27 protein-coding genes are annotated in these 20110 nt (G+C 65.9%); 17 read left to right on the top strand and 10 right to left on the bottom strand.

The genetic code is table 11. From position 1 onward, the window contains the following. Positions 1-186 precede the first annotated feature (186 nt). The gene (fmdA, locus tag ACFR9U_RS19545; protein ID WP_247378824.1) at positions 187-1455 is read left to right on the top strand and encodes a formamidase; all 1269 of its coding nucleotides are present in this window, start codon (positions 187-189) and stop codon (positions 1453-1455) included. A gap of 40 nt (positions 1456-1495) precedes the next feature. Here fmdA (ACFR9U_RS19545) and ACFR9U_RS19540 read toward each other — a convergent pair whose 3' ends face one another. Beyond that, the gene (locus ACFR9U_RS19540; RefSeq protein ID WP_247378823.1) at positions 1496-1819 is read right to left on the bottom strand and encodes a hypothetical protein; all 324 of its coding nucleotides are present in this window, start codon (positions 1817-1819) and stop codon (positions 1496-1498) included. A gap of 95 nt (positions 1820-1914) precedes the next feature. Here ACFR9U_RS19540 and yqeC point away from each other — a divergent pair, with 95 nt between their 5' ends. Further along, a complete protein-coding gene (yqeC, locus tag ACFR9U_RS19535; RefSeq protein ID WP_247378822.1) occupies positions 1915-2640 on the top strand; it encodes a selenium cofactor biosynthesis protein YqeC in 726 nt (241 codons plus the stop codon). Between the two features lies 1 nt (position 2641). On the opposite strand, the gene mobA is transcribed toward yqeC, so the two are convergent. Further along, positions 2642-3259, bottom strand: coding sequence for a molybdenum cofactor guanylyltransferase (gene mobA / locus ACFR9U_RS19530; protein ID WP_247378821.1), 618 nt, complete (start codon positions 3257-3259; stop codon positions 2642-2644). A 129-nt stretch (positions 3260-3388) separates the two neighbouring features. Between mobA and ACFR9U_RS19525 the strand changes: the two genes are divergently transcribed. The 5 genes from ACFR9U_RS19525 to thsA all read left to right on the top strand — a co-directional run bounded on the left by ACFR9U_RS19525 (position 3389) and on the right by thsA (position 7021). Next, positions 3389-3715 (top strand): hypothetical protein, encoded by a 327-nt coding sequence (locus tag ACFR9U_RS19525; protein WP_247378820.1) that lies wholly within the window; start codon positions 3389-3391, stop codon positions 3713-3715. A 62-nt stretch (positions 3716-3777) separates the two neighbouring features. Then, positions 3778-4158 carry a fluoride efflux transporter FluC gene (locus ACFR9U_RS19520; RefSeq protein ID WP_247378819.1) on the top strand — a complete coding sequence of 127 codons (381 nt, stop codon included), beginning with the start codon at positions 3778-3780 and terminating at the stop codon, positions 4156-4158. Between the two features lie 4 nt (positions 4159-4162). Beyond that, entirely contained in the window at positions 4163-4522 is a 360-nt protein-coding gene (gene crcB / locus ACFR9U_RS19515; RefSeq protein ID WP_247378818.1) for a fluoride efflux transporter CrcB, read from the top strand. A 145-nt stretch (positions 4523-4667) separates the two neighbouring features. Continuing rightward, positions 4668-5192 (top strand): AmiS/UreI family transporter, encoded by a 525-nt coding sequence (locus ACFR9U_RS19510; RefSeq protein ID WP_247378817.1) that lies wholly within the window; start codon positions 4668-4670, stop codon positions 5190-5192. Between the two features lie 143 nt (positions 5193-5335). Beyond that, a complete protein-coding gene (gene thsA, locus ACFR9U_RS19505; protein WP_247378816.1) occupies positions 5336-7021 on the top strand; it encodes a thermosome subunit alpha in 1686 nt (561 codons plus the stop codon). 51 nt (positions 7022-7072) lie between these two features. On the opposite strand, the gene fmdA (ACFR9U_RS19500) is transcribed toward thsA, so the two are convergent. Further along, positions 7073-8335 carry a formamidase gene (fmdA, locus tag ACFR9U_RS19500; RefSeq protein WP_247378815.1) on the bottom strand — a complete coding sequence of 421 codons (1263 nt, stop codon included), beginning with the start codon at positions 8333-8335 and terminating at the stop codon, positions 7073-7075. A gap of 182 nt (positions 8336-8517) precedes the next feature. On the opposite strand from fmdA (ACFR9U_RS19500), the gene ACFR9U_RS19495 reads away from it, so the two are divergent. Further along, entirely contained in the window at positions 8518-9180 is a 663-nt protein-coding gene (locus tag ACFR9U_RS19495) for a hypothetical protein (protein WP_247378814.1), read from the top strand. A gap of 77 nt (positions 9181-9257) precedes the next feature. Then, positions 9258-9848 carry a carboxymuconolactone decarboxylase family protein gene (locus ACFR9U_RS19490; RefSeq protein WP_247378813.1) on the top strand — a complete coding sequence of 197 codons (591 nt, stop codon included), beginning with the start codon at positions 9258-9260 and terminating at the stop codon, positions 9846-9848. 131 nt (positions 9849-9979) lie between these two features. Here ACFR9U_RS19490 and ACFR9U_RS19485 read toward each other — a convergent pair whose 3' ends face one another. Then, on the bottom strand, positions 9980-10399 hold the full coding sequence (locus tag ACFR9U_RS19485) for a pterin cluster protein (RefSeq protein ID WP_247378812.1): 420 nt from the start codon (positions 10397-10399) through the stop codon (positions 9980-9982). A 135-nt stretch (positions 10400-10534) separates the two neighbouring features. Between ACFR9U_RS19485 and ACFR9U_RS19480 the strand changes: the two genes are divergently transcribed. Continuing rightward, positions 10535-10837 carry a CGCGG family putative rSAM-modified RiPP protein gene (locus ACFR9U_RS19480; RefSeq protein WP_247379042.1) on the top strand — a complete coding sequence of 101 codons (303 nt, stop codon included), beginning with the start codon at positions 10535-10537 and terminating at the stop codon, positions 10835-10837. 1 nt (position 10838) lies between these two features. Next, the gene (locus tag ACFR9U_RS19475; RefSeq protein WP_247378811.1) at positions 10839-11900 is read left to right on the top strand and encodes a radical SAM protein; all 1062 of its coding nucleotides are present in this window, start codon (positions 10839-10841) and stop codon (positions 11898-11900) included. Between the two features lie 131 nt (positions 11901-12031). Here the strand turns inward: ACFR9U_RS19475 and ACFR9U_RS19470 are convergent, their stop codons facing one another. Further along, positions 12032-12688, bottom strand: a complete 657-nt coding sequence (locus ACFR9U_RS19470; RefSeq protein WP_247378810.1) for a helix-turn-helix domain-containing protein — start codon at positions 12686-12688, stop codon at positions 12032-12034. Positions 12689-12891: 203 nt separating this feature from the next. Here ACFR9U_RS19470 and ACFR9U_RS19465 point away from each other — a divergent pair, with 203 nt between their 5' ends. Continuing rightward, complete coding sequence (locus tag ACFR9U_RS19465) at positions 12892-13185, top strand: hypothetical protein (RefSeq protein ID WP_247378809.1); 294 nt, start codon at positions 12892-12894, stop codon at positions 13183-13185. A 5-nt stretch (positions 13186-13190) separates the two neighbouring features. On the opposite strand, the gene ACFR9U_RS19460 is transcribed toward ACFR9U_RS19465, so the two are convergent. The 3 genes from ACFR9U_RS19460 to ACFR9U_RS19450 all read right to left on the bottom strand — a co-directional run bounded on the left by ACFR9U_RS19460 (position 13191) and on the right by ACFR9U_RS19450 (position 14165). Then, positions 13191-13496: a cupin domain-containing protein gene (locus ACFR9U_RS19460; protein WP_247378808.1), complete on the bottom strand. Its 306-nt coding sequence runs from the start codon at positions 13494-13496 to the stop codon at positions 13191-13193. Beyond that, positions 13496-13723 (bottom strand): DUF2249 domain-containing protein, encoded by a 228-nt coding sequence (locus ACFR9U_RS19455; RefSeq protein WP_247378807.1) that lies wholly within the window; start codon positions 13721-13723, stop codon positions 13496-13498. Before ACFR9U_RS19455 ends, ACFR9U_RS19460 begins: the two co-directional genes overlap by 1 nt. Positions 13724-13796: 73 nt before the next feature. After that, complete coding sequence (locus tag ACFR9U_RS19450) at positions 13797-14165, bottom strand: cupin domain-containing protein (RefSeq protein ID WP_247378806.1); 369 nt, start codon at positions 14163-14165, stop codon at positions 13797-13799. Here ACFR9U_RS19450 and ACFR9U_RS19445 point away from each other — a divergent pair. After that, the gene (locus ACFR9U_RS19445) at positions 14164-15444 is read left to right on the top strand and encodes a hypothetical protein (protein ID WP_247378805.1); all 1281 of its coding nucleotides are present in this window, start codon (positions 14164-14166) and stop codon (positions 15442-15444) included. The genes ACFR9U_RS19450 and ACFR9U_RS19445 overlap by 2 nt on opposite strands. 162 nt (positions 15445-15606) lie before the next feature. Further along, positions 15607-16221 carry a molybdenum cofactor guanylyltransferase gene (locus ACFR9U_RS19440; protein WP_247378804.1) on the top strand — a complete coding sequence of 205 codons (615 nt, stop codon included), beginning with the start codon at positions 15607-15609 and terminating at the stop codon, positions 16219-16221. A gap of 84 nt (positions 16222-16305) precedes the next feature. Here the strand turns inward: ACFR9U_RS19440 and ACFR9U_RS19435 are convergent, their stop codons facing one another. Together ACFR9U_RS19435 and ACFR9U_RS19430 are read right to left on the bottom strand one after the other, a co-directional pair. Further along, positions 16306-16905, bottom strand: coding sequence for a hypothetical protein (locus tag ACFR9U_RS19435; protein ID WP_247378803.1), 600 nt, complete (start codon positions 16903-16905; stop codon positions 16306-16308). 64 nt (positions 16906-16969) lie between these two features. Further along, positions 16970-17785, bottom strand: a complete 816-nt coding sequence (locus ACFR9U_RS19430) for a DUF7839 domain-containing protein (RefSeq protein ID WP_247378802.1) — start codon at positions 17783-17785, stop codon at positions 16970-16972. A gap of 149 nt (positions 17786-17934) precedes the next feature. Between ACFR9U_RS19430 and cbiT the strand changes: the two genes are divergently transcribed. Genes cbiT through ACFR9U_RS19415 form a run of 3 tightly spaced genes read left to right on the top strand, consistent with a single transcriptional unit; the run spans position 17935 to position 20109 of the window. Beyond that, the gene (cbiT, locus tag ACFR9U_RS19425) at positions 17935-18513 is read left to right on the top strand and encodes a precorrin-6Y C5,15-methyltransferase (decarboxylating) subunit CbiT (protein ID WP_247378801.1); all 579 of its coding nucleotides are present in this window, start codon (positions 17935-17937) and stop codon (positions 18511-18513) included. After that, positions 18510-19256: a cobalt-factor II C(20)-methyltransferase gene (locus ACFR9U_RS19420; RefSeq protein ID WP_247378800.1), complete on the top strand. Its 747-nt coding sequence runs from the start codon at positions 18510-18512 to the stop codon at positions 19254-19256. Before cbiT ends, ACFR9U_RS19420 begins: the two co-directional genes overlap by 4 nt. Beyond that, on the top strand, positions 19249-20109 hold the full coding sequence (locus ACFR9U_RS19415; protein ID WP_247378799.1) for a cobalt-precorrin-4/precorrin-4 C(11)-methyltransferase: 861 nt from the start codon (positions 19249-19251) through the stop codon (positions 20107-20109). The genes ACFR9U_RS19420 and ACFR9U_RS19415 overlap by 8 nt, the downstream gene beginning before the upstream one ends. Position 20110: the final 1 nt, after the last annotated feature.

The following is a 20110-nucleotide window of genomic DNA, read 5'->3' as shown; positions in this document are numbered from 1 at the left end:
CTCACTTCCCGATCACCGCACACCTTCCGTCGCTTCCGGACGATTTCTCCGGTCGCACTGACCAGTCTCAGCTGTGGGAATACAGCCGACACGACCCGTAACTAACGGAACTATAATAATCTTTCATAGTATTTATTGGCGCGTTCATGGAATCGTCTGACTTGGGCAACTTCGCCCAGGATACCAATGCCAGAAGTACACTTCGAGGTGGACGTCGACAGTCCGCCGGACGAGCAACCGGGGGCCAAGCCGTTCAATCGCTGGCATCCCGAGATCGAACCGGTCGACACCGCGGAACCCGGCGACACGGTACGACTCGAATGCCTCGATTGGACTGGCGGCCAGATTCGAGACAACGACAACGCGAACGAAGTCCGCGACGTGGACCTGAACCAGGTCCACTACCTGAGCGGGCCGATCGAGGTGTCGGGGGCCAAGCCAGGCGACCTGCTGAAGGTGACGCTGCTCGACATCGGTGCGCTGAACGACCGCTGGGAGTACGGCTTCACGGGAATCTTCTCCCAGCAGAACGGCGGTGGGTTCCTGACCGACCACTTCCCCGACGCGGCCAAGGCGATCTGGGACATCGACGGGACGTACGTCTCTTCGCGACACATCCCGGACGTCTACTACGAGGGGAAGATCCACCCCGGCCTGATCGGGACCGCCCCGTCCCAGGAACTCTTAGAAGAGTGGAACGAGCGCGAACAGAAACTGATGGACAAACACGAGGAGGACCCCTCCTCGATTCCAGACCACCCGACCGGCGAGTCCCAGCCGCCCGTCGCGAACCCACCGACGGCGGACGGTGCGCTCCCCGGCGAAGCGACGGGCGACGCCGCAGACAACATCGCCGAAGAGGGCGCACGGACCGTCCCACCGCGGGAACACGGCGGCAACTGCGACATCAAGGACCTCTCGCTCGGGTCGACGATCTACTTCCCGGTGTTCGTCGAGGGCGCGAAGTTCGGCATCGGCGACCTCCACGCCTCGCAGGGCGACGGGGAGATCACGTTCTGCGGCGCCATCGAGATGGCCGGCTACGTCGATCTGAAGTTCGAACTCGTCAAGGACGGCATGGACGAGTACGGCGTCGACCACCCGATCTTCGAGCCCGGCCACCGCGGACCGAACTTCAGCGAGTACGTCGTGTTCGAGGGCTACTCCGTCGACGAGGAGGGCGAACAGCACTACATCGACTCGCACGTGGCCTACCGCCGCGCCTGTCTCCAGGCCATCGACTACCTGGAGAAGTTCGGCTACACCCGCGAGCAGGCGTACATGATTCTGGGGACTGTGCCGGTCGAAGGTCGTCAGAGCGGCGTCGTCGACATCCCGAACGCCTGCTCCACGCTCGCGCTTCCGAAAGAGGTCTTCAATTTCGACGTCAGCCCGGACGGCTTAGAGGAGTCCGCCGACCGAGGACAGATCCCGATCACGGACGACCCGCTCTGAGCAGCGTCGGTCCCGCCGACTCGTCGCACTCGCCTCGGACTCACTCGCTCGGTTGGTCTGTCGCCCTCGCCTCGTCGGCGTCGAGCACTTCGCCGACGACGGCCGCCAGTGGGGGCACCGCTCCCGCGTCGGGCTGGTCTCCCGACGCGAGCGCGTGATAGTCGGCTGTCCCCTGCAGCGCGAGCCGGATCACGTCGTCGGTGGTGAACACCTGCTCCTCACAGTGGTCGTTGACCGCGTCGCGGACGGCCCGCAGGGACTCGCGCGTGTCCATCGACATCGTCAGTGAGACCTGGAACCGGTGTGGGATGTCGTCGTGGAAGCGAGACGCCGCGGCCGCGACGTCGGAGTTGTCGCCCGGCATCGCCAGCACTGTCCACGAACGGTGAGGTAAAGCTTCGGGACGCCCCCTTGGCTGGCGAGTGTGACCGTTTTGGCACCGGCCGTCGTATGACCGGTATGGAACTGGTCGACGCGCTCGCGGCCGACGGTCTCGTCTGCGTGGTCGGCGCAGGCGGCAAGAAAACCACGCTCTGGCGACTCGCCGCCCGTCACGACCGGGCAGTCGTCACCGCGACGGTTCGTATCCCGATCTTCGATCGACACGTGGCGAGGGTCGAAGTAACGAAAGATCCCGTCGACGCGGTCGGCGAAGCCGACGCCTGGCCGCTCGGGCTCGTCCCCGAACGCGAGGACGACCGGTATCTCGGCTACGACACCGAGACGGTCGCGGCGCTCGCCGAGACCGACGTCCCGGACGCGGTGCTCGTCAAGGCCGACGGCGCGCGGATGCGCGAGTTCAAAGCGCCCGACGACGCCGAGCCCCAGGTGCCCGCCGGCACGGACACCGTCCTGCCCGTCGCCAGCGCGCACGTCGTGGGGAAGCCGCTGACTGCCGAGCACGTACACCGGGTAGAGCGCGTGGCCGCGATCACCGACCTCTCGCCGGGCGAGGAAATCCGTCCCGAACACGTGGCCGCCGTCGTGACCAGTCCCGAAGGCGGACTGAAGGACGTGCCCCCCGGGGCGACGGTCGTCCCGGTCATCAACAAGGTCGACGACGCGACCGACGAAGCCGCTGCCCGGCGCATCGCCGCGGCGATTCTCGACGCCGGCACGGTCGATCGAGTCGCACTCACGCGCATGATCGCGGACGACCCGCTCGTGGCCGTGCTCGAACGCTGAGCTACTCGTCGCCGAACGCCGATCGTGCGGTTTCCAGTTTCTCGCGCGTGTTGACGTTCCGGAACGTGTCCTCTGTCGCGTGCTCGCGAATCTCCGCCGCGTCCACGACGACGTAGTCGAGCCTGAACAGCGGGACGACGATCTTGTGTTCGTCGTCGGCGAGCGCTTTTGCACACGCCTGAGCCATCGGCTCCGTCCGATACACCGCCTGGGTGGTCTGGAACCACTCGTCTTCGACCTGTGGGACGGCGGCATCGTGGCCGGCCGCTCGCTCGAACAGGTAGTCGAGAAACGAGGCGTCGACGAAGGGCATGTCACAGGCCACGACCGCGGCGTACTCCCCGTCTGCTTCGCGGAGGCCAGTCATGATGCCTGCCATCGGCCCCTGGTCAGGCTCGGGGTCTTCCGCGTACTGAACCGGGATTTCGACGCCGGCGAGCGCGGCCTCGAGCCGGGCGCGCTGCTCGGCGCGACAGTTGACCACGAGGTCGTCGACGACGCCTTCGAGGCGGTCGGCGACGCGCCGAATCATCGGCTCGCCCGCCAGATCGGCGGTCGCTTTGTCCTCGTCGCCGAACCGCGTCGAGTACCCGCCGGCGAGGATCACGCCGCTTCGCATCACCGGGCACTTCGGACTGGATGACACTAAACGTTTCACCGCTGGAGCGATACGATTCGGACCGAGCGCCCTGGTGGAAATATTTATTCCCGCCCCATGGTGAGGGGTGTGTATGATACCTGATATTGAATGGAGGTCGTCGTGACCGTGAGTGGAGCGGCCACCGTCGCGACGAAGGTCGTCAGCGACGATCAGGTTCGGCTGACCTTGATCGACGATCGACACCCGGACAAGCCGACCTGGTCACACTGGTTCGTCCCGAAACACCTGACCGTCGAACAGGACCAACTGACGGTCGCCCGGAGCCGCGGTGGCCGTCTGTGGCCCGACGACCTCGACGATCAGTCCCCGAGCAACGTCGAGGGGATGGCCGCCGTCCTGACCTGGCGTGACACCACGTACAGCGGCCGGGTCTCTACTGCGAACGCGTCGGTCGCCGTCATCTACCGGGACTAGGGACCGGCAACCGTCCCGAAACTACTCGTAAGAGGCGCGGCGTCGTGAGTTGGTGGTACGGAATGGCGGAGAACCACCCGCTCCTGACGCTCGAAACAGTGCTCTTGATCGCCGTGGGGGGATTTCTGGGTGCGAACTCCCGCCACCTCATCGCCGTCTCGACGCCCGGCCTCTGGGGCACCTTCGTCGCGAACGCGCTGGGGAGCTTTCTGCTCGGCTTCGTCCTCTACGAGGCCATGTACACGGGACTGTTAGCCGACGAGACGCGGCTCGTCCTCGCGACCGGCTTCCTCTCGTCGTTTACTACTTACAGCACGTTCGCGCTCGAAACCGTCCAATCGACGCCGTTGCTCGGTCTCCTGAACGTGACTGGCAACTACGCCTTCGGCTTCACCGGCGTCGTTCTCGGGGGTCGCGTCGCCGCACGCCTCGAACAGGAGTGATCCCATGGTTCCCGACCTCTGGCTCGTCGGCCTCGGCGGCGTCGTCGGTGCGTTGCTGCGACATTTCACCGCGGAACTCGTCGCTCGCGAGACGTTCCCCGTCGGCACGCTGACGGTGAACGTGGTCGGCAGTTTCGTCCTCGGCCTCGTCACCGTCCTCGATCCCGGGAACGCCGTCCTCCTGTTCGTCGGCACCGGCGCCTGTGGGTCCTACACGACGTTCTCCTCGTTTTCGTTCGACACGGTTCGGCTGTGGGAGACCGACGAGCACGCCTCGGCCGTCGCGTTCGCCGCGCTGAACCTCGTCGGCTCGATCGCGGCGATCGGCGGTGCGTGGCTCCTCGGTTCGCTGCTCCCGGTGTGACGAGACAGAGACGCGACCCGTACCGCCGACGGGTAGTTGCATCGTACAGTCACTTACGGTTATATATTCCACGAATATAAACGAAAATTACCTACTTTTGCCCGGAAAACGATGTGTACTATGTTACCACAGAACACGACGAAGCATGAGTCTGTACACAGTCCTCGGAATGGGGTTAGTATTCGTCGGCATGGTGTTGGTGGTCAACGGCGTGTGGCTGCTGGGGATCGGCTCGGACCGTGACGTCGCGGTCCTGAACTACTTCGTGGGCGGTCTCACGCTGCTGATTGCCCTCTGGTGGGCGTTCGGCGGGTCGGCTTCGGAGGGAACGCCGTTCAACGCCGCTGGAACGCTGTTGTTCTCGTTCACGTATCTCTGGGTCGGAACGAACGCGTGGCGCGGTGAAGACGATCAACGGGCGTTCGGCTGGTACTGTATCATGGTGACGATCCTCGCCATCCCGACGGGCTGGTTCGTCTGGCAACTCGGCGACGTCGGTCTCGCCAGTTTGTGGTGGATCTGGGCGATCCTCTGGGCGACGTTCTGGCTCCTGCTCGGCCTCCAGAAATCCGAGTACACCAGACCCATCGGCTGGTACACGCTCGTCGTCGGCATCGCGACCGGCGGCGCTGGCTACGTGATGGCTGCTGGCCTCTGGCCGTGGGCGTGAGTGCGCTCCCTGCCGTGTCTGCTGGCCGTTCCCCTGCAAGAACTGACAGCAAACCGTCAGTCAGCGACCCTATACGTGGCTGGTGAAACTTCGCGATACGACTTTGTGGCCGTGCATGGACTCCACTGAAGAGGTGTGTTAGCATGACGCAGTCCACGGGGGAGTGGCCCTCCACAGTACTCGCTGCAGAAACCGAACGATTTCAGGAGCGTGACGTTCGCGAGATGAACGTCACCGCGGGAACGGCCCTCGCAGACGCGATCAGAACGACCCTCGGTCCCAGGGGAATGGACAAGATGCTGGTCGGCGACGACGGGAAAGTCGTGGTGACCAACGACGGTGCCAGCATCCTCGACCGCATGGACATCGAACACCCCGCCGCCCGGGAGATCGTCCAGGTCGCCCAGAGCCAGCACGATCGAATCGGCGACGGCACGACGACGGCCGTCATCGTCGCGGGCGAACTCCTCACGGAGGCGGCGCGGCTCACGGAGCAGGGTCTCCATCCGACGACGATCGATGCGGGATACACGCGTGCCGTCGACCTCGCGCTCTCGGCGCTCGACGAGTGCACGGTTCCGGTCGATCCGGCGGACACTGAACTGCTCGAAGCTATCGCCCGGACGGCAATCACCGGCAAGTGGAGCGACCGGGAAGCGACGGCGATCGTCGAACTCGTCGTCGAGGCAGCCCAGGCGGTCGAACGAAACGGGACCGTCGAGCGCCGACGGATCACCAGAACGACGATCCCCGGCGGGTCCCCGACCGACTCAGAACTCGTCGCGGGACTCGCCATCGACGTGGACGCCTCCTCGACGACGCTCGCCTCACTGGACGTCGATCTCCCGCGGCGCATCGAGGACGCGGGCGTCGCGCTGATCGACGACCAGCTCACCGTCGAGAAGGCGGACGCGATCACGCGCGTCTCCGTCGAGAATCCCACACAGCTCGGTCAGTTCGCCGACTACGAAGCCGACGTTTACGAAGGCCAGGCGAGCGGTATCGCCGACGTGGGTGCCGACATCGTCTTCTGCCAGAAGTCGATCGACGACGACGTGCGGGCGCGGCTGGCCAGACACGGCGTCATCGCGGTCGAACGGACGCGACAGGACGAGATGCACAAACTCGCCCGAGCGACGGGTGCCGGTCTCGTCAAACGCGTCGACGAACTGACGTCCGACCACGTCGGGCGCGCGGGCGTCGTCGAGCGCCGCACGCTCGCCGACACCGAACTGGTCGTCGTCGGCGAGTGTCCCGACACCGAACAGCGGTCGCTGATCCTGCGCGGCGGGACGGCCCACGTGATAGACGAGACGAAGCGACTGATCGAGAACTGCCTCGACGACGTGACGCTCGCGATCGAACGGGGCGCGGTGGTTCCCGGCGGCGGTGCCACGGAAGTCGCCGTGGCGGCGAGGCTCCGGGAGGCAGCCGACGGGATCGCCGGCCGCGAGCAACTCGCCGTGACCGCCTTCGCCGACGCGCTGGAGTCGATTCCGCGGACGCTCGCCGAGAGTGCGGGACTCGACCCGATCGACGCGCTGGTGGCCCTTCGAAACCGCCACGCCGACGACGAGTGGCGGACTGGGCTCGACGTCGACGGCGGCGAACTTGCCGACGTGGTCGAGCGCGGCGTCGTCGAACCGGCGACGATCAAGCGCCACGCGATCACTAGCGCCGCAGAAGCGACGACGGTCCTCGTCGGCATCGACGACATGCTCGTGGCGACCGGTGAAGGCGACGGCGAGCACGATCACGGTCACGATCACGACCACGGACGCGGCGGCGTCGAAGCCACTGGCGGCTACCCGTGGGCCGTCGGTCACTGACGGTCGCCCGCGACGGGCTGACGGTGCGAAAAACGGGACTCGAACCCGCGATCAGGACGGTTTCGCGAGGTCGCCGCGGTCGTCGGTCGGAGCGGTCTCCTCGGCCAGGCCGTCGGGGTCGATGTCGAACTCGAAGACCTCCTTCGGGACCGACACGGTGACGCAGGTGTTTGGCAGGTCGACGATGCCGGCGATGCGGCTCTCGACCGGCGCGCAACTCAGGATCTGGTAGGCCTGCTCGCGGGTGTAGCCGAAGTTCGACATGTAGTCGATGGCGTCGAGACAGGCCCGGCGCATCCCGACGTTGGCGTTCTTGTAGTGCTGGGTGCCTTCCTCGTCGACGGAGTAGCCCTCGAAGACGACGTACTCGGAGAACTGCGGCTCCATGTTGCCCGGCGTGAACAGCGCGTAGTCGGTCCCCATCTTCTCCATGCCGTTCTTGACGAGGTCGACCTGCATGTCGATCCAGCCGGCCATCTCGATGGCGCCGCAGAACGTGATCTCCCCGTCGCCCTGCGAGAAGTGCAGGTCGCCGGTGATCATGTTCGCGCCCTCGACGAACACCGGGAGGTACACGCGCGACCCGCGACTCAGGTTCTTGATGTCGCAGTTGCCGGCGTTCTCCCGCGGCGGGATGGTCCGGGCGGCCTCGTCGGCGACCTCCTCGACCTCGTCGTCGTCCATGTCGCCCAGCAGGATGTCCTCGGGTTCCGGCGGGAGCGCCAGCGGCGGCTCGTCGTCGTGGGTCTCGTGGTTGATGGCCGTCTCGTCCTCCGGCCCGCGTTCGATGAGCGCTCGCTCGCGTTCGTTCCACTTCTCCAGGAGGTCATGTGACGGTGCGGTCCCGACGATACCGGGATGTGAGAGCCCGGCGAATCGAACGTCGGGGATGTGGCGGGAACTCGCGTACACGCCGTCGAGGTCCCAGATCGACTTGCGGGCCTCCGGGAAGTGATCGGTGAGGAACCCGCCCCCGTTGTCGAGTTCGAAGATGCCGTTGAAGCCCCACTCGTTGTCCGGGAACGGTCCGAGGTCGAGGATGTCGACGACGAGCATGTCGCCGGGTTCGGCGCCTTCGACGCGGATGGGACCGCTGAGGTGGTGGTTCGGCGCGAGGTCCATGTCGCGGATGTCGTTCGCGCTGTCGTCGTTGACCACCTGGTTTCCGGTCCAGTCGAGACACTCCACGCGGAATTTCTCGCCCGGTTCGACGCTCGCCGCCGCCGGCACGTCCGGATGCCACCGGTTGACGATCGGGTCTGGCTGCTCTTCGATCGAACTGTCGACGTCTACTTCGAAGACTGTCTCTGGCATGCGCAGCGATACCATACCACACGTGAAGTGGTATAGCTGTTTGACGCACTCCCGTGGAATTCCTGCGTCTCGCGTGCCCGTTCCAGTCGGTACGACACGAGAGTGGTCACGATTGCATGCGGAGTCAGGGACCCGACAGTACGTTTAACAGGCTCATCGTGGAAGTGAGGTCGGTTATCAGCATGGCTGATCCACTCTTGCCGACCATCGACGATCGCATCGACCTCTACCTGGCGCTCTGGAACGCTTTGGGCGAGGAGGCGTTCACCGTTGACAGTCTCCGGCGCGGTGACGTGGATGACCGGGACGTGCCGTGGGCGAGCCTGGCTGAGAGGGATCTCCGTGATCGCCTCGAAACGCTCGTCGCCCTCGGCTTGCTCGACTGGCAGGGAGACGACCGGTACCGGGTTCGCCTGACGCCGGCCGACTCACTCGATACGTGGCTCGAACACACGGCGACACGGACCAGCGCGCTGTACGACGCCGTCGAGGCGGCTGCCGCAGATCGTGACGACGAGGAAGCCGTCGCGGACGAGCGTGACGTCGTCCAGTTCCAGGGCGAGACATTCCTCCGAACGACCGTTTCCCCCGAGCTCACGTTCGAGGACGTGGCCGGAGACCTCACCGAACTGCTCGGACAGGCGTCCGACCACGATGCCGCCGCCCTCTGCGCACCGGCAGACGAGGCCGATCACGTCCAGCGGATCGCCGACCGATTGTGTGACGACGAGGCGATGGCGGACCGGCAGGGCCCGGACTGCTTCGAGAAGGTCACGACGCAGGTTCTGGGCAACGACCCCGACGAGCTAGAGTATCGGATGTATCTCGCTCGGTGTGACACGTAGCCGACAGCACAGGTCACTGCGCGTCGGTTTCGATCAACGCTTATCGCCGACGACGGCGAACACGAAGACTTGGACCCATGCCCGACCGACTCTCGATCGTCGAACCGGGGGAATCGGCAGACCAGGACGTGAACGCCCTCCTCCGGGAGGCCACGGAGGACTGGTACGAGGACGCGGCTTTCTTCGGCGCGATGGCCCACCAGCCGGCGATCTTCAAGCGGCTGGTCGAAACGCTCGGCTCGTTTCCCCAGTCCGACGCCGTCAGTTCGTCACTGCTGGAACTCGTCCGTCTCAGGGTCGCGACGTGTCACGAGTGTGCCTACTGCGGGACCGTCCGGACGACTGACGTTCGCGACGAAGTCGCACCGAAGGAGGCGGCCGTCCTCGGCGACGAGATAGACCAGGCGGCACTCACTCGGCGCGAGGCGCTCGCCGTCGAACTCGCGGACGCGATGTCGAGGGACCCACACCGGATCACGGACGAGTTCTTCGCGGACCTTCACGATGAGTTCGCGACGGACGAACTGGTTGAACTCCTCCTGTTCTGTAGCCTCGAAGTCGGACTCGACCGGTTCACGATCGCACTCGAACTCGACACGACCGAGGACAGCCCGTACCCGACCGGACTGGAGTATCCGCTCACGGACCCGCAGTCACGAGAGCAGTAACGACCGCGCCCAGTTGGTGGCGGTCCTGTACCGCCCGGTGAGCCGATTCGGTCGGGGACGGCAGTGGAGTCCCGTTGCCTTGCCGAAAACGGAGACGGGTGTTCTTCGACCGCAAGGACGACTCGGACGAATTACACGCAGTACACGAACGGGTAGATGAGTGCGACGCGGTCGCCGTCGTCGAGGTGCGTGTCCAGTCCGTCGAGCAACTCGTTGAACTGGCCGTTGACGCAGACGCGAGCGTAGGCACGCGTCTGCTCGCCTTCGGGATTCTTGTACCAGCTTCCGGGGACCTCCTCCTCGACTTTCGCCCAGCCGCGAGTCGTCGCCTCGGCCTCCGTCTCGGCGATGAGCATGTCAGCGACGTCGTACTCCTCGAAAAACGCGGTCAGGAACGCGCGAAGGGTGTCTCCTTCGAAGGTAAAATCGAACCGTGGCTGCCCGACCGCCGTGCGGACGTGGCCGGTGCACTTCACGGTCACCGTCGTCCGCGTTTCCCCGACGTCGTCTTCGCGGTGTGCCGCGTCGCTGTCACCCGTTGTGGTCTGCATGCCTGAATCTAGGGTCTTCACACGCTGAAACGCTTGCCCCGAACATGTTCATCGGAAGTGTGCCTGCCGATCCGCAGGTTGCCGAACGTGTTCGGCCCAGTCCTTTCGACCGCCCGCGACCAACGAACGGCAGAGATGACCGTCTCCCACGACGCGGTCGAGCCGGTGACTGAATCGGTCCACGACAACTCCTGGTCGGCGAACCTGGAGAAACCGCCCCACGCCGCGGATCAGTCGTTGGTGCTGGCACAGGCCAGGGAGGCGATCGAACACACTGCCCCGGGCAATCACGTGAACCTCGTCACCCACGGCGACCACGGTCACCCGGAAAAGAACCTGTACCCGGACCTGGACGAGGCGTTCGGTGACGACGTCGAGTACGAGTACGTCGAACAGTGTGGCTGCGGCGGCCACGTCACGCGCGTTCACGTGAAGTGAGATGCGAGGGAGCTTCGACACGGACGACCGACCGCTCGTCCTCATCTGGGAGGTGACGCAGGCCTGTGACCTGGCCTGTGAGCACTGTCGAGCGGACGCCAGACCCGGCAGACACCCGGACGAACTGACCACGGCGGAGGGCAAATCGGTTCTCGACGCGGCCGCCCGGTTCGACGAGAACCAACTGGTCGTTCTCTCCGGCGGCGATCCCTGCAAGCGCCCGGACCTGACTGACCTCGTGGCGTACGGAGACGACCTCGGCTTGCGCACGTCGCTGACGCCGAGCGGAACCAGTTCACTGACCGGCGACGCAATCGCGGCCCTCTCCGACGCGGGGCTCCGACGGATGGCGCTGAGCATCGACGGTGGCGACGCGGAGAGCCACGACGCGTTCCGCGGCGAAGCCGGCAGTTTCGAGGAGACGATGCGCGCCGCGGAGAACGCCCGAGCCGCGAACCTCCCGCTCCAGGTCAACACGACGGTCTGTGCCCAGACGGTCGCCCAACTGCCCGCCATCCGGGAAGTCGTCCGGGAAATCGGTGCGGTCCTCTGGAGCGTGTTCTTCCTCGTCCCGGTCGGTCGCGGCCAGCTGCTCGATCCTATCGGTCCGGACCGGGCCGACAGGGTGATGGAGTGGTTGGCCGAGGTCGCCGACGAGGAACCGTTCGGCGTCAAGACGACGGAAGCGCCGCAGTTCCGGCGCGTGAAACTGCAGCGACGCGATGCGGGGCCAGACGCCGGTCTCGAGCGCCGAAGTGGCGTCGTCGCCGGCGATGGCTTCGCGTTCGTGAGTCACACGGGCGAGATCTACCCGTCGGGCTTCCTCCCGAAGTCAGCGGGGACGGTCCGTGAGGACGACCTGGTGTCGGTGTACCGGGAGTCGTCGCTGTTCACCGCGCTTCGCGATCGAGACCGCCTGTCGGGGAAGTGCGGACAGTGTGAGTTCCGGCGGGTCTGTGGCGGCAGTCGGTCACGCGCGTTCGCTCACACTGGCGATCCGCTGGCGAGTGACCCGCTCTGTCCCTACGAACCCGATGGGTACCGCCCTGTCTCGGGTGATTAGTCGGCCAGCACCGAGCGATGACTCTCTTCTGGGCGGCGGCGAGGTGGTGACTGACCGTCGACGGTGACGCACCGACTCCCCTGAATTTGATGCGAGCAATCGTTTTGGGGTCGATTACGATTCCCGACGTGTTACGCCTGCTCCGTGATGAGTTCCTCGTCGAGTTCGGCGACGAACTCCTTGATGATCGTCTCCTCTGCACGGTGGAGCGTTTCGCTGACGGTCGATTTCGCCATGTCGAGCTCGTCGGCGAGCGCCGTGAGCGAACACTCGCGAGGCGTGTCGTAGTACCCCTCCGTGACGGCCGCGAGGATCAGTTCGCGCTGCCGGTCGGTCAGCAACTGCTCGGTCGCGTCGACGGTCCGACGGACGAACTCCACTTCGAAACTCATCCCGAACTGTTCGAGCTGGTTGCCGAAGGTGGACAGCCGGTCCTGTGACGCCGTCACCTCGACGGTCGCACACCCGTCGACGATGTCGATCGGCGGTTCCAGCGGGACGCCCGACTCCTGGACCGAAAACAGCAGGAGCGGTTCGCTCGTCTCGAACTGGATCAACGCCCGGTCGGGCGATCGGCCCAGGATTTCGAGCGAGAGGATCGCTTCGCGGGCTTCGATCGCTCTGACGACGTGTGCGAGGTCCGGGCCGGTGAGTTCGACCAGGCCGACACCCGTCTCCTGCGTCGGGAGTGCTGCGAGGACGCGGAACTCGACCTCCGGGTAGGCAGTGGAGACGTCACCGATCCACGCCGCCGAGGGGATTCTGACGGAGAGTTTTGCGCGTGGCATCGTTCGTTACGCGTACATCGTCTGGCCTACTTCCAATATACAACCCCGAACATGTTCGCCTTTCGGTCCGAACCCGTTCGGGGAAAGGACGAGGGAGCAGCGACTCGTGGACTCGTGCATGACGGTAGCGACCGATTACGAGACTGTCGCGGTCGAGTCGGCAGTCGTCACAGTCATTTGGCCCCCTCGGTAAACGTCCGTATATGTCGGGTAGCGAAGACGCAGACGACGACCGCGAGACCCCAGCGACCCCACGGGCAGCGATCGATCACATCGAGACGCGAGCGACGGCACTCAGAGACGAAGAACTCACGCGAGCACTCACGCGAATCGAGGAACGCGGGGAACTGACGCCGAAGAAACGCGTCGTGCTCGCTGCGTTGGCCGACCGACTCACGTCGCGACTCATCGACCCGCCGAAAGCCGGACTGCGTGCCGCTGCGGACCACGACGAGGACACGACGGTCACCGTCGCGCTCGATCTCTTCAGCGAGTGACGATTCTATTCTGAGCTCCGTGGCGCGAGGACGAGCAGCGCTTCGCAGTCTTCGACTCCCCGCGGTGAGACCTCCCGGCGCCCGTCGAACCTGATGAGGTCGCCGGCGGCCAGTTCGTGTGTCTCCTCGTCGAGGTCGAGTTCCATCCTCCCCGACAGCAGGTAGCAAACGATCTGCCGGTCGGGGTGTCGGTGGGGATCGACGCGCTCGCCTGCGTCCAGCGCCAGGCGAACGACTTTCGGCTCCTCGCCGGGGAACGGATTGGCGTGTGGCGTCGCCGTCAACGCCGACAGCGTTGCAACGTCGGCCATCACTGCTTGGGGAACTCGGCGACGAACTTCTCGACGCCCTCGCGCCTGGACGTGTAGTTGTCGGCGTCGAACGCCTCGACTTCCGCCTGCATCTCGTAGAACAGCGGCTTCGGCTCGTGGTCGTTGATCAACCGCAGCGTCTCACCGCTGTCCATCGCCGCGAACGCGTCCATGATCTTCGGATGACGCTCCTTGGGCGGGAGGTCGCGCACGTCGATTTCTGGCATACGCGTGTCCGTTCGCCCCGCCGGTACCTCCCGATTACCCCGAACACGTTCGGCAGTTCCGCCCGTCGACCATTCAGGGCTCGAAATCGCCGTTTTCCAGTCCTTTTCGGACTGGTTCGTGTTCCGCGTCCGTCGGCGGTGGTGCGGTGACGAGGACGGCTTCCAGGCGCTTGCCGTCGGCGCGCACGCCCCGATCGCGTCCGGCGGGGACGCTCACCACGGCACCCGGCTCGACGGCGTGCTCCTCGTCGCCGTCCCGGACGATGCCCCGTCCCGCCTGGACGACGACGGTCACGTCGCTGTCGGGGGCGTGGACGGTGATGAACTGGTCCGGCTCGAAGTAGCCGCAGACGACCTTCGAGCGGTCGCTCGTGAAGACGCCGCGGGCGCTGAACCTGTCGTCTCGATACGCTCGCTCGGCCTCGACGCTCGTCTTGGGCATGCGCCCGACTTCGCGCGTCGGTCGCCTCCGAGTTTTCCCGAACACGTTCGCCCACGAGACTTTTCGGCTGGGGGTCGACCGCTCGTCCGTGACGTCGAGCGCGACCGTCTCGCGGTGGACGCGGGGATTCGTCGCGGCCAGTGCCGGCTGGCTCGTGGTGTGGCAGACCGCCGCACTGGCGAGACTGCCCCGCCGCGTCACGGTCACGCTCGCTCTCTACGGGTTCGTTCTGCACGTGGTGTTCGGAAAGGCGTACTCTCTGATTCCTTCCTATTTCGACCGGGAACTGGCGTTTTCACGCGCGCCGACAGTGCACCTCCCCCTCGCGATCACGGGCGCGTTGGCGCTGGCAGTCGCCTCCCTGACCGACGTTCCGCCGATCGTGGGCACCGTCGGGGCGCTTCTCTGGGTGGCAGGGATCGCCGTCCTTCTCGGGACGCTCCTGTGGACGGTCCGGGGCAACCTCACCGGTGGCGAGACCGGGACGGGGGACCACGACGCCGGTCGTCGACCCGTCGATCGCGCGGCGAACGCCGCCGTGCCGATCGCGCTCCTGTCTCTCGCGCTGGGTGCGTACGCCACACTCGCCGCTCGCGTTCCGCTTCCGATGCTCTTGGACGGCTACGCTCCCCGTGCGTCTCATCTGTTCGCCGCCGGGACCGCCGCGCTGCTCGTGTTCGCGGTCGGATTCCGGCTGTTCCCCCGCTTTCTCGTGGCGTCACCACCCAGACCGCTCGTGTCCCTCGTCCTGCTGACGGGTGCACTCGGCCCGGCGCTGCTGGCGACCGGGGTGCCGGCTGGGCCGGTGTTGCAGGCGGGGGCTGTGGTCCAGACCGTCGCACTCGTCGGCTTCGCGGCGACGTACTGCCTGCTGTTCGCCGCGAGCGATCGTGATCGACTCCCCTTTTACGGCGTCCTCGCGGGTGCACTGGCGGGGCTGGCGGTCGCCGCGCTCGGCCTCCTTTTGGCCTTCGAGGGCAGACAGTCTGCCTGGATCGTCGCGCACTATCGGCTCGCCCTTTTGGGCTTTCTCGGGCTGACGATCGTCGGCGTCGCCTTCCAGTTCTACCCGCCGAACGTTGCACAGTTTCCGGGCGGGGGCGACCGGTTGGCGATCGCAGCGCTGGCCGGACTCGCCGGGGGGTTGCTCGTCGAGGTCGGCGGGCTGCTCGCCGAGTTCGCTCAGGGAGTCGTGGTCGGCCGCGCCCTCGCGTTCGCGGGTGCTGTTGGGTACGCGTATCAGGTGCTCGGACTGTTCGTCCAGCGAACGCGGCGGTGACTGCCCAAATCAAAGACGACAGCAGGGTCGGTGATTGGTGCACTATCGCTCTTGGGACGTCAGTCGTCGACCGATCCGGCTCGCTCGACTCCGTCGGAGTCTCGCGTCAAAACGCAGATACGTGGCTACTCCGAACTGTTCACCCGTGATCGACTCCCAACGATGACGATGGAGACAGTGACGGGCGTCGTGCTGGCCGGCGGCGACAGCGATCGGTTCGGTGACGAGAACAAGGCACTCGCCACCTACGACGGCGAGACCCTGATCGAACGCGTGGTGGCGTCGGTCACCGCCGTGACAGACCAGCCACCGCTGGTCGCGGTTCGGGACCGCGATCAGCGGACGACCCTCCAGCGACCGCTGTCCACCGGCCACGTCGAGTTCGTCACCGATGCGGACGGGTTTCAGGGACCGATCGCTGGGTTCGCCGCGGCTGCGTCGGACGCGTCCAGGCCCTGGTTGTTCGCCTGTGGCTGTGACATGCCGCTGCTCTCGGCCACTGCGATCTCGTGGCTCGGCGCGTTTCGGGAACCGGACGTCGACGCTGTCGTCGTCCAGACGGACGGTGGTCGCGAACCGCTCCACGCCTTCTATCGCCGATCGACCGTGCGACGGGCGCTGTCCTCCCTGCCGACTCGGGCCGGCCTGCAGGCACTGCTCGGCGAACTGGAGGCCGTCCGAACGGTGCGTGCCTCGCAAGCGCCGGAAGCGGTTGCGATAACCGACTCGCTGACGAACGTGAACACGAGACGAGAGCTGTCGACCATCTCTGACTGATCTTCCCGAAAGAAAAATTGCCCACTGTGCGAGTGGCGGTCCGGTGGAGCGAACAGTCAGGCGAGCGAGTGCAGCGGAACGTGCTCACTGCTCGTTGCTGTTGGGCTCGGTGTCGCCAGTGAACTGGTCGCGAAGTTCCTGCATGCGCTCCTGGACCTGTTCGACCTGCTCGGCCGCCACGTCGGTGCCGGCCTGCTCCTGGAGTTTCTCGATCTGTGCCTCGCTCTGTTCGATGAATTCGAGCGTCTGTGCTTCGAGGTCCTCGTGTGCTTCCAGCATCGCGTCGAGTTGCTCGTCGACCGAGTCGAGGTAGGACTCGGAGGCCTGTTCGACGTTCTCCAGCGAGCCTTCCGTGAACTCGACGGCGCGCTCGCTGGCCTCTTCGCTCGCGTCCCTGGCCGCGTCGAACTGCTGATCGATGGCCTCGCGGACCTGATCGAGGTTGCCGCTGGCGTCAGGAACCATCTCCTCGATGGCGTCGAGGGTGTTGTGGAGTGCGTCACGGGTCATCTCCGTCCCGCGGTCGCGGGCCTCGCTTCCGCTCTCGACGCCGCGGACGAGCGCCTCGTTGAGTCGCTGCTGGAATTCGAGCCCCTGCTTCATCGCTTCCTGGCTCTGCTCGATCGTCTTCCGCTGCAGTTCGAAGGCTCGGCTAACCGGATTCGAGTCTGAGTCGTCTGTCATCGTTTTATTCATCACGACGAGAACACATCAAACCACCTCTCAGCACAAATACGGCCCGGGCTCCTCAGTGGTCGGCTGCGTCGACCATCTCGTAACTCACGTTCTGGTCTCGCAGTTTCTCGGTGTGGGCGGCGAGCTGGTTCGTGACCGCGATGAGAAGGACGTCCAGCCCCCGCGTCGCGGCCTCCTGGACGGCCGTCGGCGTCCCGAATCGAACGTCGGGGTCCAGGTCGGCGGCCTGGGCCGCAGCGTATGCCTCGACGCCCGCGGTCGCGACCAGGTCGTGATCCGCCGCGTAGTCGGCGACGGTCGACGGGTCGACTGCGCTGCTTCCGCCGTCGTCGACCCGCGGCAGCGAGATGATGGTCACGTCGCCGAGGTCGTACTCTAACACGCCCTCGAAGTCCGTGACGCCGACGTCCTCGCCTGCCGCGGCGGACGTCACGGCGACGGCAGTCGCACCGCCGGTGCTGCCCGGCGTCGCCTGGAGCGTCCCGTCGACCATCGACAGCGACACTGCCTGGCCGCTCTCGACGTCGCCCGTCGCCAGCGCCGTCTCGATGTCGACCTGACCGATCACCTCCGTCGAAACGTGCTGGACGTACTCCTGGAGCCGATCCGTCTGTGAGATGAGCCAGTCGACGCCCTCCTTGGTGACTTCGTAGCGTCCTCGTCCGTGCTTCTGAACGAAACCTTGCTTGACCAGGTCCTGCAGGTAGTCGCTGACGGCCTGGGAGGTGATGCCGATCGCGTCGGCGACCTCCTGCTGACTGACCGCCGGCTGGCGCTCTGCGATCTGGACGAGTATCTGGTACCGCGTCGCGTCTCGCTTGTTCCGGAGCACGTTGGAATCGGCTGCCCCGCCCTCGTCCTCTGCCATTGTTCCCGATCAGACTCGACAACTCAAGTATTTTTGCCCTAGTCCGTCGTGACTTTCCCCGACACCCCGACAACTCCGACTTTTCACAAACTCGATTGCCCTAATACAAGCAAAATTGTTTTATGCCCGAGCGAAGTTGTGTTGTCGTAATGGCTCCTGTAGCGCTTCCACACGATGCGAAGGCGGGACCGACGAAGCCGGAGGTGCGAGCCGTCCTGCTCTCGAAACTCGGTCTCGACGCGACGGATCACTTCGCGGAGGTCGGATCCTGTACCGGTGCGGTCACGATCGAGGCGGCCAGGCGGGCCGGCCGCGTGACGGCGCTGGAACGGAAGTCCGAGCGACTCGACGCGACGCGGAAGAACCTCGCGGCGAACGACGTGACCGCCGACGTGACCCTCCGCGAAGCGGAGGCTCCCGAGGGGTTGCCCGACGACGCGGACGCGCTCTTCCTCGGCGGCAGTCGCAACTACGAGGCCGTGCTCGATCACGCCGTCGAGGCCGACGTGGACCGCGTGGTCATGAACGTCTCACGCCTGGAGGTCGCCGGCGCGGCGACAGAGGCGTTCCGTGAGCGCGACCTGCTCGACGAGGTCGTCCAGTTCCAGGTGAGCCACGGCTACGAACTCGCCGGCGCGACGAGCTTCGACTCGGACAACCCGGTGTACATGCTCGTCGGCGGCACGGACAGCAACGCCGACGTGGCGGCCGATGGAGGTTCGCGATGACGCTCTACGGTGTCGGTCTCGGGCCGGGTGACGCGGGGCTGGTAACGGTGCGCGGGAAGCGGGTTCTCGAACAGGTGGACGTGGTGTACTCCCCTGGTCGGCTCTCGCGGTCGGTCGCGACCGAACACGTCTCCGAGGAACGGATCGGCGACCTCGACTTCCCGATGACGCGGGACGAGGAAAAACTGCGCCGCGCGTGGAAGGACGCCGCGGCCGAGATCGCGCCCCAGGCACGCGACGGGGACGCAGCCTTCGTCACGCTGGGTGACCCGAACGTCTACTCGACGTTCGGCCATCTCCGGCGGACGCTCGACGCCTTCCATCCCGACGTGGCCCTCGAAATCGTTCCGGGCGTCAGTGCCGTGACTGCGTTCGCGACGGCGCTCGGCGTCGAGATTCCGGCCGGTTCGGGACTCGCACTCCGCGAGGCCGACGACGGCACAGCTCCCACGGGGCCCGATCGGATGGTCCTGTTCAAAGTGACTGACGCACCGGCGACTCACGAGGGTCTGGTCGAAGCCGGTTACGACGTGGTGTACGGCCGTCGGCTGTTCATGGAACAGGGCAAGACGCTCGTGACCGAAGATCCCAGCGAGATCGACGAACGAGACTACTACACGCTGGCCTACGCCGAGCAGGCCGACCTGGAGACGGACCTCGCGACCGCGAAATTCGACGCGACGGCGCAAGCCGACGGCACCGGCGCTGGCGACGAATCTCCGGAGGTGCGATCCGATGACTGAGCCACAAGACGCGATCGACGCGGAAGGTGACGAACGGACCACCGAGCGCGATCCTCGCGTCCACGAGCACAACGCTGGAGACCAGCAGGAGGGGATTCCCTTCGTCGGTGCCGGACCGGGCGATCCGAAACTGCTCACCGTCGCCGGCAAGGAACTCGTCGAAGACGCGGACCTCGTCGTCCACGCGGGGTCGCTGGTCAACAGCGAACTGCTCGACGAGTACTGCGCCGACGCTGAGACGGTGTCCAGCATCGGCAAGGACTTAGAGGAGCTGATTCCGCTCATGCGCGACGCCTACGAGGACGGCGACGACGTCGTGCGCCTCCACAGCGGCGATCCGGCGATCTACGGGGCCGCCCTCGAACAGATGGACGCGCTGGAACACGAAGGGGTTCCGACCTACTTCGTCCCCGGCGTCACCGCCGCGTTCGCGGCCAGCGCGACGCTCCGAACGCAACTCACGCTCAACGAGGTCTCGAACCACGTCGCGTTCACGCGCCCGCAGGGGAAGACGCTCGACGAGGACGAAGACCACATCAGTGAGTTCGTCGAGATGGGCGACGTGACGACCTGCGTGTACCTCGGCACCCACGCCGTCGGAGAGACGATGGACCGACTGCTCGACGCCGGGCACGACCCCGACACGCCAGTGGCGGTCGTCTACCACGCGTCGTGGCCGGACGAGGACGTCATCGAGGGGACAATCGGCACGATCGGCGAGAAAGTCGCGGACGCGGGCTACCGTGCCTCGGCGCTGGTGCTCATCGGCGAGGCAGTCACCGGTACGGGCTACGAGCGGTCGTATCTCTACGATGGCTGGGCGAATCGCGGCTCCGGGGAGGCTGACGACTGAC

It is taken from the genome of Halorientalis brevis (genome assembly GCF_042678165.1).
Taxonomy (GTDB): Archaea; Halobacteriota; Halobacteria; order Halobacteriales; family Haloarculaceae; genus Halorientalis; species Halorientalis brevis.
This window is presented reverse-complemented; position numbering and strand designations above follow the sequence as displayed.

Bases quoted from the DNA above. Each gene is read 5' to 3' on its own strand.
- mobA (WP_247378821.1), bottom strand. From the start codon at position 3,259: ATGCGAAGCGGCGTGATCCTCGCCGGCGGGTACTCGACGCGGTTCGGC.
- ACFR9U_RS19470 (WP_247378810.1), bottom strand. From the start codon at position 12,688: ATGCCACGCGCAAAACTCTCCGTCAGAATCCCCTCGGCGGCGTGGATC.
- ACFR9U_RS19435 (WP_247378803.1), bottom strand. From the start codon at position 16,905: ATGACAGACGACTCAGACTCGAATCCGGTTAGCCGAGCCTTCGAACTG.
- ACFR9U_RS19495 (WP_247378814.1), top strand. From the start codon at position 8,518: ATGGCTGATCCACTCTTGCCGACCATCGACGATCGCATCGACCTCTAC.
- ACFR9U_RS19520 (WP_247378819.1), top strand. From the start codon at position 3,778: ATGGCGGAGAACCACCCGCTCCTGACGCTCGAAACAGTGCTCTTGATC.
- ACFR9U_RS19430 (WP_247378802.1), bottom strand. From the start codon at position 17,785: ATGGCAGAGGACGAGGGCGGGGCAGCCGATTCCAACGTGCTCCGGAAC.
- ACFR9U_RS19445 (WP_247378805.1), top strand. From the start codon at position 14,164: ATGCGCCCGACTTCGCGCGTCGGTCGCCTCCGAGTTTTCCCGAACACG.
- ACFR9U_RS19485 (WP_247378812.1), bottom strand. From the start codon at position 10,399: ATGCAGACCACAACGGGTGACAGCGACGCGGCACACCGCGAAGACGAC.
- fmdA (WP_247378824.1), top strand. From the start codon at position 187: ATGCCAGAAGTACACTTCGAGGTGGACGTCGACAGTCCGCCGGACGAG.
- ACFR9U_RS19420 (WP_247378800.1), top strand. From the start codon at position 18,510: ATGACGCTCTACGGTGTCGGTCTCGGGCCGGGTGACGCGGGGCTGGTA.
- ACFR9U_RS19525 (WP_247378820.1), top strand. From the start codon at position 3,389: ATGGAGGTCGTCGTGACCGTGAGTGGAGCGGCCACCGTCGCGACGAAG.
- crcB (WP_247378818.1), top strand. From the start codon at position 4,163: ATGGTTCCCGACCTCTGGCTCGTCGGCCTCGGCGGCGTCGTCGGTGCG.
- ACFR9U_RS19450 (WP_247378806.1), bottom strand. From the start codon at position 14,165: ATGCCCAAGACGAGCGTCGAGGCCGAGCGAGCGTATCGAGACGACAGG.
- ACFR9U_RS19540 (WP_247378823.1), bottom strand. From the start codon at position 1,819: ATGCCGGGCGACAACTCCGACGTCGCGGCCGCGGCGTCTCGCTTCCAC.
- ACFR9U_RS19480 (WP_247379042.1), top strand. From the start codon at position 10,535: ATGACCGTCTCCCACGACGCGGTCGAGCCGGTGACTGAATCGGTCCAC.
- ACFR9U_RS19455 (WP_247378807.1), bottom strand. From the start codon at position 13,723: ATGCCAGAAATCGACGTGCGCGACCTCCCGCCCAAGGAGCGTCATCCG.
- thsA (WP_247378816.1), top strand. From the start codon at position 5,336: ATGACGCAGTCCACGGGGGAGTGGCCCTCCACAGTACTCGCTGCAGAA.
- cbiT (WP_247378801.1), top strand. From the start codon at position 17,935: ATGGCTCCTGTAGCGCTTCCACACGATGCGAAGGCGGGACCGACGAAG.
- ACFR9U_RS19475 (WP_247378811.1), top strand. From the start codon at position 10,839: ATGCGAGGGAGCTTCGACACGGACGACCGACCGCTCGTCCTCATCTGG.
- ACFR9U_RS19490 (WP_247378813.1), top strand. From the start codon at position 9,258: ATGCCCGACCGACTCTCGATCGTCGAACCGGGGGAATCGGCAGACCAG.
- ACFR9U_RS19415 (WP_247378799.1), top strand. From the start codon at position 19,249: ATGACTGAGCCACAAGACGCGATCGACGCGGAAGGTGACGAACGGACC.
- yqeC (WP_247378822.1), top strand. From the start codon at position 1,915: ATGGAACTGGTCGACGCGCTCGCGGCCGACGGTCTCGTCTGCGTGGTC.
- fmdA (WP_247378815.1), bottom strand. From the start codon at position 8,335: ATGCCAGAGACAGTCTTCGAAGTAGACGTCGACAGTTCGATCGAAGAG.
- ACFR9U_RS19440 (WP_247378804.1), top strand. From the start codon at position 15,607: ATGACGATGGAGACAGTGACGGGCGTCGTGCTGGCCGGCGGCGACAGC.
- ACFR9U_RS19460 (WP_247378808.1), bottom strand. From the start codon at position 13,496: ATGGCCGACGTTGCAACGCTGTCGGCGTTGACGGCGACGCCACACGCC.
- ACFR9U_RS19465 (WP_247378809.1), top strand. From the start codon at position 12,892: ATGTCGGGTAGCGAAGACGCAGACGACGACCGCGAGACCCCAGCGACC.
- ACFR9U_RS19510 (WP_247378817.1), top strand. From the start codon at position 4,668: ATGAGTCTGTACACAGTCCTCGGAATGGGGTTAGTATTCGTCGGCATG.